General features: G+C 63.0%; 12 protein-coding genes. 6 read left to right on the top strand and 6 right to left on the bottom strand.

Features of this window, described 5'->3' with window-relative positions:
* Window positions 1-12: 12 nt before the first annotated feature.
* Window positions 13-1,134, bottom strand: coding sequence for an acyltransferase family protein (locus tag BR47_RS30980; RefSeq protein WP_177127414.1), 1,122 nt, complete (start codon window positions 1,132-1,134; stop codon window positions 13-15).
* Between the two features lie 273 nt (window positions 1,135-1,407).
* Between BR47_RS30980 and BR47_RS30975 the strand changes: the two genes are divergently transcribed.
* Together BR47_RS30975 and BR47_RS0119795 are read left to right on the top strand one after the other, a co-directional pair.
* On the top strand, window positions 1,408-2,238 hold the full coding sequence (locus BR47_RS30975; RefSeq protein WP_020100632.1) for a polysaccharide deacetylase family protein: 831 nt from the start codon (window positions 1,408-1,410) through the stop codon (window positions 2,236-2,238).
* A 4-nt stretch (window positions 2,239-2,242) separates the two neighbouring features.
* The gene (locus BR47_RS0119795) at window positions 2,243-2,989 is read left to right on the top strand and encodes a class I SAM-dependent methyltransferase (RefSeq protein WP_141772277.1); all 747 of its coding nucleotides are present in this window, start codon (window positions 2,243-2,245) and stop codon (window positions 2,987-2,989) included.
* Between the two features lie 21 nt (window positions 2,990-3,010).
* On the opposite strand, the gene BR47_RS0119790 is transcribed toward BR47_RS0119795, so the two are convergent.
* The gene (locus tag BR47_RS0119790; RefSeq protein ID WP_029120548.1) at window positions 3,011-4,126 is read right to left on the bottom strand and encodes a glycosyltransferase family 4 protein; all 1,116 of its coding nucleotides are present in this window, start codon (window positions 4,124-4,126) and stop codon (window positions 3,011-3,013) included.
* A 313-nt stretch (window positions 4,127-4,439) separates the two neighbouring features.
* On the opposite strand from BR47_RS0119790, the gene BR47_RS30970 reads away from it, so the two are divergent.
* A complete protein-coding gene (locus tag BR47_RS30970) occupies window positions 4,440-5,267 on the top strand; it encodes a class I SAM-dependent methyltransferase (RefSeq protein ID WP_051634902.1) in 828 nt (275 codons plus the stop codon).
* A gap of 30 nt (window positions 5,268-5,297) precedes the next feature.
* Here BR47_RS30970 and BR47_RS30965 read toward each other — a convergent pair whose 3' ends face one another.
* The 4 genes from BR47_RS30965 to BR47_RS0119760 all read right to left on the bottom strand — a co-directional run bounded on the left by BR47_RS30965 (window position 5,298) and on the right by BR47_RS0119760 (window position 10,681).
* A complete protein-coding gene (locus tag BR47_RS30965) occupies window positions 5,298-6,149 on the bottom strand; it encodes a glycoside hydrolase family 16 protein (RefSeq protein ID WP_051634901.1) in 852 nt (283 codons plus the stop codon).
* Window positions 6,150-6,305: 156 nt separating this feature from the next.
* Window positions 6,306-8,363, bottom strand: coding sequence for a hypothetical protein (locus BR47_RS30960; RefSeq protein ID WP_141772278.1), 2,058 nt, complete (start codon window positions 8,361-8,363; stop codon window positions 6,306-6,308).
* A 100-nt stretch (window positions 8,364-8,463) separates the two neighbouring features.
* Window positions 8,464-9,369, bottom strand: coding sequence for a pentapeptide repeat-containing protein (locus BR47_RS32190; RefSeq protein ID WP_165606051.1), 906 nt, complete (start codon window positions 9,367-9,369; stop codon window positions 8,464-8,466).
* A gap of 13 nt (window positions 9,370-9,382) precedes the next feature.
* Window positions 9,383-10,681 carry a lipopolysaccharide biosynthesis protein gene (locus tag BR47_RS0119760; RefSeq protein WP_029120547.1) on the bottom strand — a complete coding sequence of 433 codons (1,299 nt, stop codon included), beginning with the start codon at window positions 10,679-10,681 and terminating at the stop codon, window positions 9,383-9,385.
* A 382-nt stretch (window positions 10,682-11,063) separates the two neighbouring features.
* On the opposite strand from BR47_RS0119760, the gene BR47_RS32185 reads away from it, so the two are divergent.
* The 3 genes from BR47_RS32185 to BR47_RS30945 form a co-directional block, all read left to right on the top strand.
* On the top strand, window positions 11,064-13,424 hold the full coding sequence (locus tag BR47_RS32185) for a glycosyltransferase (RefSeq protein ID WP_081831350.1): 2,361 nt from the start codon (window positions 11,064-11,066) through the stop codon (window positions 13,422-13,424).
* Window positions 13,385-14,329, top strand: a complete 945-nt coding sequence (locus BR47_RS0119750; protein WP_131810329.1) for a class I SAM-dependent methyltransferase — start codon at window positions 13,385-13,387, stop codon at window positions 14,327-14,329. Before BR47_RS32185 ends, BR47_RS0119750 begins: the two co-directional genes overlap by 40 nt.
* Window positions 14,330-14,437: 108 nt before the next feature.
* A partial coding sequence (locus BR47_RS30945) for a helix-turn-helix domain-containing protein (RefSeq protein ID WP_036427614.1) occupies window positions 14,438-14,612 on the top strand: 175 nt, incomplete at its 3' end.

Below are 14,612 nucleotides of genomic sequence, written 5' to 3'. Positions count from 1 at the left end.
CCCGCTGCGGCGTCAGAAGAGCCTCAGCGGTAATCCTGCGTGGGACTGCTCCGCGAGTACCACCGCGAGGATCGCGAGGACGAAAACCGGGAAGATGCAGAGCGATAGGAATGGGCGAGTCGACAGGTAACGAGATTTCCACACGGGCTTCTCGATTGACACGTAGCTGATCGCCGCCAATAGCACTGCGGCGCCGGTCAAGCCGACGCGTGTGAGTGCAGAAAGCGGCGTGGTCGCATATTGTTCGGCGATCGTGAACAGAGGCCAATGAATCAGGTAGAGGCTGTACGACAATGAACCGATCCACTGGAAACAACGGGTGTGCAGCAGAGCCGCTACACCGCGAGGCCCCGGTGACGGGCCAGAGAGGATGGCCAGGGCGGTCCCGAGAGCCGGTACAGCGACGAGAGCCCCCGGAAAGTGCGTGCCAGGGTCGAATTTGATTGCGGCCCAGGTGATCAACCCAACTCCGAGCCATCCCGCGGTGCAAGCCGACTGGGCGCTGATCCGGGCTCGCACCCAAGGGCCGAGAAGAAAAGTCAGGCAACCGATGCCCAGCTCGCAAGCGCGTGTCGCGCTCGAGAAGAATGCCGCGGTCCCATTTGCGGCTGTCAGATGGATGGACCATACGTATGAGGCGGACGTTAGCGCGACCATGACCCCGAAGAGCGTGCTGGTGAAGCGGTGGCGGCCCAAACGGAACGCCATGAGGCACAACGCAGGAAAGACGATGTAGAACTGCTCCTCGACTGCGAGGGACCAGTAATTCTGCAGGGGAGATGGCGGAGTTCGTGCGAGGGCATAGTCGGTGCCGATGGAGATGAAATGGTAGTTCGCCGCGAAGAACGCGACTGATACCGCATCTCTTCCGGTCGCGAAACCTCGGATGAATCCGAGGACGCCGTAGGTGACGAGCACCGTCACCACAGCGACGACGCCGGCGGCCGGCAGAATCCGCCGTGCACGCCTGGCATAGAACCGCGCCAACAACGTGCGCGCGCCCGAATCGCTGTCGCGCACCAGCACTCCGGTGATGACGAAGCCTGAGATCACAAAGAAGATGTCGACACCGACGAAGCCGCCCGCGAGACCGGGAACGTGGGCATGGCTCAGGACGACCAGTGTCACCGCCACTGCACGCATCCCGTGGATGTCTTTGCGGAACGAGGAGGTGCCGGAGCCCGTCGCACGTTGAGCGGTCGAGTTCTGGGCCGGACTCGCGATAACCGGCACGGCTGCGGCCGACGGCCCTGCGCTGCGGCTTTCTCTCGGTGCCACAAGACCTCCCATCGTGGCCCGCGCCTGTTGACATGGCGCATCAATTGCCCGAGGCGGCGATAGAAGCCATGCTGTCACGCTACGATCGCGCATGTATCCGAATTTGCTGGAGAGGTCCGGGGGTGAGCCGTGACGGTGATACCTATCCTGCTGTACCACTCGATCTCCGACGACCCGGCGCCCTGGATCGCGCCCTACTCGGTTTCGCCGACGGTGTTCGCTCACCACTTGGAGCTTGTTACCGAAAGCGGGCGGACCGCGTTGACGGTTTCCGACCTGACTGCTGCGCTGGCAGGACGGACGCGGCTACCACGACGACCGCTGGTCATCACCTTCGACGACGGATTCGCCGACTTCATCGGTGCGGCAGAGGCGATGGCTACGCACCGCCTGCCAAGCACGCTGTACGTGACGACGGGCGCGTTAGAGGGGCGTGCCCCACGGCCGTCGAAAATGGCTCTCCCGTCGGCTCCCATGCTGAGCTGGGCCCAGCTGAATCACCTGCTGCAACTCGATGTCGAGATCGGTGCGCACAGCCACACGCACCGTCAGCTCGACACCATGCGGGCCGGTGACGTCGCTGCGGAACTCCGGTACTCGAAAGAACTGCTCGAGCAGGCGTGTGGTCGAGCGATCCCGAGCTTCGCCTACCCACACGGGTTCCAGAGCGACCGGACGCGCAAGGTCGTTGCGGCAGCCGGCCACACCTCAGCGTGCGCGGTCATGAATGCGTTCAGTTCGGAGTCGGACAACATCTACGCACTCGCAAGATTGACAGTGAAAGCGACCACCACAACCGAAGAGCTGCAGGGCTGGCTGGCGGGATCAGGGGCGCGAACAGCTCCCTATCCGGAGAGAATTCAAACGACGCTGTGGCGTTGGAGCCGCCGTCTGAGTGGTCCGCTGTCGGGCCTTGCGGTGATCGATTCGCGGTCCGAACGCTCCGGCGGGGGACGGTGATCGGATGACGACCGACGGTCGGGTGACGGCAGTGCAGAGGGCCGGACACGCGCTTCGGCGAGTCCCGGCTGTGTATCGGTCGGCGGCGGTCGGGCTGCAGGCCGTCGGGAGGGTTCGCCGAGCCGGCCAGCTCAACCGCTACCTGCGGGATACGCCTGCTGACAAGCGGAAGTTGGCACTGGGCTCCGGTGCCATGACCTCGACCGGCTGGCTGTGCACCGATCTGGTTCCGGTGAAACCGTCGGTCATGTATCTCGACGCGGTGCGGCGCTGGCCGGTGCCGTCGGCGTCGTTTCGATATGTGCTGTGCGAGCACATGTTCGAGCAGGTGCCATATGACGCTGGACTACGTTTGCTCGCGGAAGCGCGGCGTGTGCTGCATCCGGCAGGAGTTCTGCGCATCTCTACACCCGACTTGGATGTTGTTCGCCTGCTGCCTGATTCGCAGGACCCAGACGTGCAAGAGTACGTCCGGTGGAGCAACCGCACTTTCGGTTCGCCTGCCGAACGAAAGGAAGAGGACAACCCCGTTCATGCCTTGAATCGCGTGATGAGGTCATGGGGCCACAGCTATCTTTATGACGAAACAACGCTCAGGCATGCGCTGCAGCTCACGGGATTCCGGCGGATACGACGTTGCCTACCAAATGAATCCGAGCACGCGGAGTTGCTGGGCGGGGATCGCCACGCCACTTTGATCGGTGAACTCCCGAACCGCGTCGAGTCGCTGATTCTCGAAGCCACCGTCTGAATGGTTCGTCGGTATGGCGGTTCATCCGAGACCCGCGACTTCCAGGTACAGCCGGTGTAGCTCGTCCGCGCAGTCATTCCAGGTCGGTAGTGCGGGCGGGTCAGACCGGGGCGTGGCGGCAACGGCCAGTGTGGCGGCCGCCAGCTGCGCTGGTGGCGCATCGAGCGGGATCGTCGTCACCAAACCCGCACGGCCGAGCTCCGAGAGCCCAGAGGTATCGGCGACGAGTGCAGGTGTGCCTGCGCCGACGGCTTCCATGATCGCGACTGGATGGGCCTCGCATTCGCTCATCAGGCAAACCACATCAGCGTCAGAGATGAGCTTGCCCATCGACGAACGGCGATCGGGACCAAACGAACAGATCGAAACACGTTCGGCGACATCGAGTTCCCCGGCCATTGTCCTCAGCCGCGATTCGTAGGGGCCGCTGCCGACGAGCACGAGTCGAGCGTCTGGAGCCTGATCCAGGATGTTCGGCAGTGCTCGCAGGATGCGTTGGTGACCTTTGTGACGCTCAAGCCTGCCGACCGACAGGATCAAGGGGCTGCCCGTCATGCTTTCCGCCGTTGGGTCAACCGGCAAGGGCTCGCACCCGTTTCTGATCAGTCGAATCGTGTTCTCCTCGATACCAAGAACTTTCGCGAAGAGCCGACGCTCATACTCTGAAACCGCGGCGAACGCCGCAGCTGACCGAAGTAGCGGCGCCATCAGGCGCCATTGCAGTGGACGAAGTGACGCGCGCAGGGCCGACGGGTGGCCGCCGGTGTGGAAAGTCAGTATGGAGCGGACACCGGCGCGACGGGTGGCCGCGAGCGCGGTTGGGGCGACGAGCGAATGCACGCCTTGCACATGGACGATGTCGTAATCGCCGTGCATCAGGTGTTGGTACAAGCCTGGGGAAAGGTAGTAGTCGCGGGACCGTGGGTACGCGGGGAAGCGCCGGATTCGGTAGCCGGACAGGCTGTCGTCAGCGAGTTGGTCCCCGATCGGGTCGGTCGTAACCACTGTTACTTCCAAACCGGCTGTCGCCAGTCGGCGGGAAACCTCGTGAACGTGGGTCTCGATTCCGCCCATCAGTGGTAGGGCACGCGTGGTCACCATGCCGATTCGTAGTGGCGCCCGCGGATCGGAAGTCATTGAGCCCCTTTTCTGCAGGAGTGCTGCATGAGCCACGGGTGACCGATGTTTCCTGTCCGATGTTATCGCCCTCGGCCTGCTTCAGGAGTCGGACCGGACTGATGCGGGCGGAATTCTGGAACATCGATTCTGTTTGGCTAGTTGTTTGCTCATGATTCTTCCCTGAAGGGAGCGTGTCGCGGTAGGCTAATGCAGAAATTCTCCGATGGACCAGCTTTTTGGTGCTATGTCCTCGTCGTCAGCAAGGTCATTCAATCGTCGGCGATGTCCATAGATAGGTTAGCTAGATCGGTAAGGGGATGTTCGAGTGGTTATGCGAGTTGCCGACAAGGTCGATCAGGCGCTGCAGGGCAGACTCCGCCGCATCTTTTGGCGTGTTGGTGCGGGCGAGCCGATTCGTGAGCGTATCGAGGACGCGCGTCTCCGGAAGCGCAATCCCTTTGCGATGGAAATCTCCTACGGGCGGGACGATGCAAGCGTGCTCGCAGGGTTGTGCGAATTGCATGGCAGCGACAAGGGCGAAGTGCAGAAGGGTGGCAAGGCCCGTCGGCGGAGCTGGCCGACCCATACCTACACCGACTTCTACGAAATGCTCTTCGGCCAGAAGCGCGAGGCCGTCCGTTCGGTCATCGAATGTGGGCTGGGTACAAACAACCCGAGTCGTGAGTCCAGCATGGGCGTCACCGGCACGCCGGGTGCCAGCCTCCGGGTCTGGCGCGAGTACTTCCCCCACGCTGATGTCGTCGGCATCGACATAGACAAGGACATCCTGTTCACCGAGGATCGGATCCGGACCTACTACTGCGACCAGACGGACGCCAGCAGCGTTCAGGAATTCAAGAGTGCCGCTGCCATCCCGGCCGGTTCGGTCGATGTCATCATCGATGACGGATTGCACAAGTTCCATGCCGGGAAATGCCTCTTTGAAAACACCTTTGATCTCTTGAAAGACGATGGCGTCTACATCATTGAAGACGTCACGCTGCGGGATCGTCAGGCCTACGACGAGTACTTTTCGGACTGCCGTCAGGACCTCGTCTTCCAAATCGTCAGGCTGCACCGCCCCGGTATCGCGCTCTGGGACAATTCTCTCATCGTCATCAGGAAGAAGTCATCTGCCTTGAATTCGCTTGGTGTGTAACGACTTCAGATCAGCTTGCATCGGCAGTGTTCACTGATAGACCTTGATCCAGTCAACGAGCATCTGCTTGGGCAGTACACCGGGTGCGAGTGCGCCGGCCCAATCGCCTCCGACGGCCAGGTTGAGGACGGCGAAGAACGGGGCGTCGTACACCCACTTCCAGCCCTGCCGCAGGTGGTTGGCGCTGAACGCCGCCACCTGATTGTCATCGATGCCCATGATCAATCGTTGTGACTGCTTGTACAGCCAGTACGTATGAAAGTCGCCGACCAGGTTGGGCGTCGATTTCGTCGACTGCAACTGGACGTCGCCATCCGGTCCCGCTTGCTTTGGATCACCGGGCGGCCCGTGGATCGTGAAAAAGGCGGTCGAACCGTCGTTGACGAACTCCACGATGTCGATCTCCCCGCACGCCGGCCAGCCGGCACTGCGCAGAGAACTTCCGAGCATCCAGAATGCCGGGTGAAGACCCTGCCCCGCAGGCATTTTGATGCGGGCCGCGATCAACCCGTCCGTCAGCTGAACCTTGCCTTCCGTGTTCACTCGACCGGATGTCACGTGCCCATCCGTCGTGGTCGCCTCCAGCACGAGGTGGCCCTGGCCGTCCTGACGGACGTTGGCGGGGTCGGTCGTATATGCCTGCGTCTCTTTGCCGTATCCCCATCGGTTGCCCACATCGGTGTTCCACACCCGTGGATCCGGTGGAGCGTTCGTTGGTCCGTCGAAATTGTCCTCGGTGGATAGCTTGAGCATCGGCAGGAGGCTCGACAGCGTTGTGGTGTTGATCGGATTGGTGGTATTCGGGTCGCTGGGTGCTGAATCGGCCAGGCACGAGGACGTCAGCATGGTCACCGTGGCGAGCACCAGAACGCGAAAGAGCATCGGCGTCTCCTGCCGTCTAGTGTCCGACGATGGTGTCGTAGATGCCGAGCGCTACGAAACCCACAACCAACAGCCACATGAGAACTGTTGATACCAAGGCGGTTCTCGAAATTCTGCCACTCATCGATGACTCCTTGTGCGTCTCGGCGGACACGCTCACCTGCGCGGCGGGGCGTATTTGAATGCCAACGTATCTTCGTCTTCGATCACCCGAGTCCAGTTCGGTCGTTGGGAAAGTTGTTCGACGAGGCTTTCGAGCGCGCCAGGAGGGAAGAGACCGATGTACGCGTTGTAGGCCCAAACCTGTTCGGGCAGAACAATGTAGAGCGCACCGTTTGTGGGTACTGCCTCGAGATTGTCGATTGCCTCCGGAGTCGGTTGGCCCTTGAGCAGTGAAGTCCGGAGGTCGTCCAGCGGATTGTCGTAATTGCCTTGTGCCAGTGCGAACCTGACGTAGTCCGCGCTGCTGCGCTCCGGCCAGCCTGCGGGCGGCGCCATGACTGTAACGGTGATGCCGGGTTCATTCCGAGCGAGTAGTTCGCGGCTCTGTTCCAGCTGGTGGCGGGTGATGGTGATGTACGTCCAGCTGCCGTAGTAGCCCTGCATGCCGGCTGCTGCTGCAATGGTCATTGCCAGCCATGCCAGGATCAGCACACCTATTCGCTGCGGTGGCCGATAGTCCAGCGCTCTGGTGATGAACGGTGCGACCAATGCGCAAGAACCCAACAATGAGTAGAGGAACACCCGGAGAATCGCTTCGCCGCCGTAGTTGAGTCCCAAGATCAAGGCGAGGGGCGAAAACGCGACCAGGGCCAACTCCCACGGCGGACGGCCGCGCCGCCAGATCAGCACGAAGCAGACGGCGGCACCCACCCAGACCGACATCGACAGGCCCTGCTCGATGATCACGCTGAATACACGCCCATCTGAACCACGCCCCTGCCCAACGGCTTTGGTGTTGTTGAACGGGTTGAAGCTGGCGAGGCCACCATTCTGGAGGATCACGTGGTGCCGAGGTATCAAGTACGCCGCCAAGATGGCGAGGTAGACGAGCGCGAGCCATCGGGGCCGCAATTGTTTGAGCACCGCAAGAGCAACCGTCACGGCCACCACCCACAGCGGCGTGAGTTGATGGGTGGGCACCAATACCGCGAAGACGGGCACCGACACGTAACCGGCGGCGGGCAGGCTTCTGGAGCAGGACAGCAGCACGAGAACCGACGCGCACAGGACTATCGCAGTGGCTTGCGGCGAGTAGTAGTCCTGCCCAACCCAGTTGACGAGTAGCGCGAGCATCCCGGCAACCAACGCCGAGCGGATGCTGGCATTGAAACTCAATGCCAGCGCTGCCACCAGGACGATCAGCAGGGCGTCGCTGACGATGCCGAACCAGTGCGCGGTGACATCCAGGTCCGACTTCGTGATCGAACTGAACCACGCCATTCCGGCGAAAAAGCCCGGCCACTGGTTGTAGACGTCCACGCCCGTTGGCGGGAGCGCATGGTTCTTGAGTATGTAGTCGACAATCCCGATGTGCTTGTACGTCCACGTGTAGATGGGCACTTCCGTGATCATCGGAACGGTGACCCGATCCACGATGAGCGCGACGAGGATGGCGACGGCAGCCATGATTTCGCGATGCACCACGATCGCGACGACAAAGCCGGTGACGGTGAGGATGAGCGCGAGCAGGAGCAGCACGCCACTCTGGGAAAACAGGAGTCCCCACTGTCCTGCGGTCACGCGGCGTAAACCCGGTAGTGCCAGCGCCCAAATGCACAGCGCCACAATCAAGATCGATGGCACGACAAATGGGCCGGTGATCCCGCCCAGGCGCGGCGGCCGCACCGATTCGCCCAGCCCGAAGTTCACATCTTGAGCCGCAACGGTTTTCGATGGTGTCGGGATGTCGCTGTCGTTTCTCAGCTGCCACAGGCGCAGCAGACCGACCGCGGTGACCAGTACCGAGATCATCACACACGACGGAGTCGGCGCCCAGATCTTCAGCCAGTTCATCGAGGTCGCCAGCGCGATGACGCCGGCCATGCTCAGCCCTATCACGCTGGCGGTGGCCGCCGGTCCCGGCAGAGCCAGCCAGCACAGTGCCGCGCTCCCGATACCCGCCAAGGAGAAGACGGTGAGCAGCATCGCCTGTAGCACCGGAGCGGTCGGTATCGACGACAGGGCTCCCGCGGCACCGGCAAGCACCGCCAATTGGGCCAGTATCTGCGGTTGGCGAGCCGCGGCCGGCATGGAGCGGTGTCGGCCCTGCCCCGGCCGCAACGACGGCCGGCGCATCTGGTCGGGTTCCGCGCTAACGGGAAGCCCCCTCTTCGCCCTCGAGGCACGGGCTGTCAGGGTTGCTGAACTTATCGGCGCGGACACAGCGCTTTTCGCGACTGGGCTGGGGTGAGAAGCCGGCGGGCCACTTCGTCGTGTTGTCGTAGTAGATGTCGTAGAGCATCGCGGCGTCGAGGTTCGACGCACCGGTGAGATCGGCGCCGGCGAGGTCGGCTCGGCTGAGGTTCACCTTCCCGTGAACGACGAAACCGACGTCGGGCGTGCCCTCCTGCGCAATCCATGTGCCGTTTGCGTCGCTGAAATCGATGCCGGTCAGCACGGCATTGCTCAGATTCGCCCCCGCCAGTTTTGCCCCGGCGAGGTTGGCCCCGCACAGCCGCGCGCCGTGTAGATCGGCGTTGGTTAGGTCAGTGTTGACCAGGCTGGCTTCGCTGAGATCGCCATCGACGAGGATCGCCTCGATCAGGGAGGCGCCGGCGAGGTCGACATTGGGTGTGAGCACGACACCGACGAGACGGCCGCCGTCCATGTTGGCCCGCGCGAAGTTCGTATTGGGCAGCTGCAGGAACGCTAGATTCTGCCCCGAGAGATTGATGCTCTCGAACGATTGTCGGACAGCGGCACTCAGATGACGCGACGGTGGGCACGGGCCACCGCCTGCGTTCGTCGCGGCGGCCGATTGCCGTTGTGAATTGGCGTACTCGCGGACGAACCGGAGGTTCTCGAGCACTTGGGCTTGGTTCTGGTCGGCTTCGTGCTGAACGTTGTCGCGGTCGGCCCGGCGATCATCGACGATCGCCATCGCGCCGACTACTGCCACCACGATGAAAAGTGCGGTGGCCGTGGCGGGGATCCACCACGGCGGATCCGGCTTCGTGAAGAAGCTCCACATCCGCCGGAGTGGATTGGGTTTGGTCACGGGCCGCCCCATTTCATGCGCTGTTCTTCGACGGATGAAACGTCGGCCGCCCGTTGGTGAGGATGCCGACGGCGCCGATGAATCCTGTTGCGGTCGAAGCGACGGTCAAGCCCACGGCGGCCCCGACCGCGCCCCATTGCGTGGTGCACCACATGATGAGCGGTATCGCCAGGGCGGTCCCGAAGGCGTTGGTGATCAGGATCGAACCCGTGCGGCCCATGGCGCGCACGACCGAAGACCAGATGACGAACGGGACGCGCGCGACGGACCCAACGGCGAGGATGATCAGCACAGAAACGACAGGCAGATGCTGGTACTGCGAGCCGAGGATCGCCACGACCGCGGGCCCGGCGACAATGAGCCCGAGGGCGGTGACGATCGCGATGGCCTGTGTGATGAGCCACGCCCGGCGCCCACGCTCCCACAACCGCTCGGGCGAAGCGGACAGCCCCGCGGTCAGCGCGGTGCCGACGCCGCCTGACACCAGTTCGAGTGACAGTGAAAACGAAAGTGTCAGTGCGACAACGGCGCCCTGCGTCGCCCCGGCTATCCACGTCGTGAGGAACGGCAAGATCAGGAACACCCCGTTTGCCATCGCGCTGCCGGCGCCGTCCCGAATGGAGAAGACCGCGAGGTCCTTCCGGGTCGGGCCACCCGACATCGTGGCCGGTGAGTCGGCGGTGAGAGTCGTGAGAAGGCGCGGAATCACGATGCCCAGGGCCATCGCGCTGACGACGGCCGATGACACGACGGTTGCGAGGACGGTGGGATGCGAAACGTATGACGCAAGCAGGATGACCAACCCGATCTTGGCGATGCTGGCTCCGAGGTTCTGCCCGAGCAGTTTCGGTGTTCCGCCGAGCCCGACGAGGGCGGAGTCCTTCAATATGTAGGTGGCCGACGCCACCGAACCGATCGTTGTCCAGCAGACGGCAGTCGCGAGGTCGAGATGAAGTGTCGCGGAGGCGACGATGCCCATCGCCGCACCGATCACCGTGGAAAGCAGCCCGACGATGAAGTAGCCGTCAGCGAGTCGTTTCTGCCGGTCGCAGCCCGGGGTCGGCAGCAGGGCCACGAACGAGTTTCCGGTGCCGGTCGCGGCGACGATCCCAGCGGTCGAGATCAACGAAATCAGCGCGGTGTCGACGCCGAGTCGCCCGGGCGACATCACTCTCGCGGCGATGGACCAGAAAATGATTCCGGTGGCAGCGGTAATGATCCAGGTCGCGATCAATGCTGCGGAATGGACGGCCACGTGTGTATCCGGAATCCGCCGGACGACGTCGCGAAGTTGCACACGCAGGCTGGTCATTAATTACAACCAATCCGTAAATAAATTGCATGAACGCGATTTGCCGCGGCTGATTCCGCTCGCGGTACGTGTCCCGCGGCGCCGTGCCGCCTGATGCTGCCTGGAGTTTGCTGTGCTCATCCGACCCCGTTATCGCGTTGCGGCTGACCTTACCATCGAGCGTGGCGCGCGAGGGGGTGTAACGAAGGGCTGCACGGCGGTGGAACATGCACATGAGCATCTTCCGTCACATTTGCCAGTATCTCCCGATTATCGTTGTTTGTAGCTACTATGTGATCTGCAGTAGTAGCCAGGTTGTTGTGACGGCCACGGGTCCCGATCAGCACGCAGCGGTAGCGCGACGGTTGAGGATGGCTGTGATGGAAGACGGCGGTGGTCGTCGATGCTGAGCGCCGACCCTGATTTGCCAGTATCTGAGGCAGGCTCGCGCGTCCGTGACGTATCGCTGTCCATCATCGTTTGCGCCTATACGAATGACAGAATTGCTCAACTCACCAATTGCGTCGATGCGCTGCTGCTTCAGATGCATTCTGACGATGAAATTATTGTGGTCATCGATTACAACACTCAACTGTACGAAACCATGGCGGATCGATACGGCGATCGCGTCATTGTGAACACGCGCGTGCGCGGGCTGTCCGGTGCCCGAAATAGTGGCATCGCTCGTGCGAGCCGCGACGTACTGGCTTTCGTGGACGATGACGCCGAGATTCAACCGGGTTGGGCCGACAAGCTGCGCGCGCACTACCGCGACCCCGAGGTCGCGGGCGTCGGCGGCTATGCCGAACCGGTGTGGCCCGCGGCCGGTCGGCCGGAGTGGTTCCCCGTCGAGTACGACTGGGTGGTCGGTTGCAGTCACCGCGGTCTGCCGGTCTCGGTTACCCGTGTCCGTAATTTCATCGGCTGCAACATGTCCTTCCGCAATTCCGTGTTTGCGGAAGTCGGGGAGTTCAATGTGGACGTCGGGCGGCTCGGGTCACGTCCGGTCGGCTGCGAAGAAACGGAATTGTGTATCAGGCTGTCGCAGGCACGACCCGCGGCAAGGCTGCTGTTCGATCCTGCGATATCGGTCCGGCACTCGGTCACGCCGGAACGCGCCCGACTCCGATACTTCCTGGACCGCTGCTTCTCCGAGGGGCTGTCGAAGCATCGGGTGAGCGGCATGGTCGGGTCGTCCGATGCGCTGAGCACCGAACGTCGTTACGTCACAAGTGTTTTGCCTTCGGCATTCCTCGGCGGATTGCGGGATGCCCTGGTCGGGCGTGGCAGCCGTCGCGCCGCCTGTGCGCGCAGTGCGGTGGTGCTGGTCGGCCTGCTTGTCACGACGATCGGTTACGGGTACGCGATGCTGCGGTCGCCGGACGACGACGAGGCGACCACGCGTGAAGACAGGCGCGACGGCGCGGGGACTGTGCCGGGGGGCCACCATCTTCCGCTGCGCGCCGTCAGCATCGACGAGCTTCCACTGGCACGCACCGAGATTGAGCTGAGTGATCCCCCGACGGAGGTCTTGCTGGCAAACGTGCGCCGAGCGCACCAGAATATCTACGCGCTGATCAGTCTGCATGGGCATCCGCTTGGCACGGTGATCCTGGACGGTGTGAAAGGCGTTGCCTGGCAGGCGCACACCGCCGCGGTGTGGGAATCGTTGCACGAGCAGATCAACGCTCATCTCGCCGCTGACGGCCTGCCATGCGTGGCCACTATCGAGGCCCTCGGCGCGCAGACCTCAGCGGTGCCGCGCTGCCTCCGCGATCGCGCCGACGTTCTGGCCGATCCGCCGGCGATCACCGTCATCGTGGCCACTCGGGACCGCCCGGACACGCTCCGAACCTGCCTGCAGACCTTGCTGGCGGTCGACTACCCGACATTCGAGGTGTTGGTCGTCGACAACGACCCCAGCAGCGATGCGACGCAGACGCTCATCGCCGGCGAGTTCGCCGGCCGAGTGCGCTACGTACGAGAAGATCGACGCGGCCTGTCGTGGGCGCACAACCGGGGGCTCGAGGAAACAACAACGGACATCGTTGCTTTCGCCGACGACGACGTCATCGTCGATCCCGGCTGGCTGACGGCCATCGCTGAGGGATTCGCTTCGGGTGAGGACGTCGGCTGCGTGACGGGTCTCATCCTGCCGTCCGAACTCGAAACGCCCGCACAGTTGAATCTGGAATGGCATGGCGGATTCTCAAAGGGTTTCGCGCGGCGTACCTACGACATGCGGGGCAACCGCCCCGACGATCCGTTGTTTCCCTTCGCGATCGGGCGGCTGGGATCGGGGGCCAATATGGCCTTCGATACCGATGTGCTTCGCCGGCTCGGCGGCTTCGACCCGGCGATCGGGATCGGAACGACAGCCAAGGGCGGAGACGACCTGGCCTCGTTCTTCCGCGTGGTCGTGCGGCACCAACTGGTGTATCAGCCTGCCGCGGTGGTGTGGCATCGGCACCCACGGGAGATGTCGGCCTTGAGCCAGCAGGCTTTTCGGTATGGCGTCGGTTTCGGTGCGTACATGACCAGTGCGATCGTGCACGAGCCCAGGATGCTCGGAACGCTGATGCGTCAGCTGCCTGCGGGCGTCGCCTTTGCCGCTTCCTCGATGTCGTCGCGCGACCGTAAACAGTCCGACGACTGGCCGGTCGAACTGGCTCGCTGGGAGAAGCTCGGCATGTTGTCCGGTCCGTTGGCCTATGGCGTGAGTCGTTGGCGATCCCGCAGAGCGAGAGTTGGGACATCGACATGATCAGGTATGCGCTGGTTGCCACGGCGGCCAAGGGATTCTCGCTCACCCCACAGACCCGGACGGCGTACCGCCGCCTCGGGAACGCCGTCGAGACCCGGCGGCGGATGCGCTCTGGCCTGCCCGACCGCTATCTCGACAGGGCGATCGCCCTGTCGGACCTCATCGCGGTGCACCAACCCGTCGTCGCGGGTGATCGTGTTCTCGAGTTGGGCACCGGCTGGGTGCATTTCGAGTCAGTACTCGTCAGATTGCTCGCCGACGTTCGACCCACGATGTTCGACGTCGATGACATGAGGTTGTGGCCGGTGTTCCGGCACTACCTCGTCAATCTCCGAAAGGTGCTGCCCCGGTTGAACTTACCGGATGGGCGCCGACCGCTGGCGGCGGAACTCATCGACGATCTGCTGGCTGCGGAGTCGTTCGACAGCGCCTACCAGGTGCTGGGGGCCGAGTACTGTCTGCAGCGCGACGCCTCCCTTGCTCCACTCCCATCGGAGTCTTATGGCCTGGTGGTCAGCGCCGACACTCTCGAGCACGTGGACCGCGGCGTACTGCCGCAAGTCATCCGGGAGACCTACCGGCTGCTGCGGCCTGGTGGGTATGCGATTCACCAGATCGACCTGGCCGATCACCTGTCGTATTTCGATCCGGCGATGCCGGCCAAGAACTACCTGCGGTATTCACCGAGTACCTGGGAGCGGTGGTTCAACAGCACCGTTCAATACGTGAACCGGGTACAGCGGCGACAGTGGGATTCGATCTTCACCCAAGCCGACTTCGAGATCGTCGACTGCGGCATCATCAACGAACCGCTTCGCGGTATCACGGTGCATTCCGAGTACGGGTTGAGCTCGGGCGACGCGGAGGCAACCCTCCTTCGATACGTACTGCGACGACCCGACTAGCTGTACTGACCACGGACGTTAGGTACGGCGTGGCGTGGTGACATGAAGAAGACCTCCGAGTGAAGTGCGAGCTGTCGAGGAACGCACCAACTCATCTCGGAGGTCTTCATGTCCCACCGTAATGCTCCTTTGTCCGATACCGGGCGTCTGCGCCTGGCTCGCTGCGTCGTGGAGGATGGTTGGCCGCTGCGGCGAGCTGCCGAGCGATTCCAGGTCGCGGTGAGCACGGCGGCTCGCTGGGCCGGCCGCTACCGCGAACTCGGCGCTGCCGGCATGAGCGATC

This window comes from Mycobacterium sp. UNC410CL29Cvi84 (assembly GCF_000686745.1).
Classification (GTDB): domain Bacteria; phylum Actinomycetota; class Actinomycetes; order Mycobacteriales; family Mycobacteriaceae; genus Mycobacterium; species Mycobacterium mucogenicum_B.
This window is presented reverse-complemented; position numbering and strand designations above follow the sequence as displayed.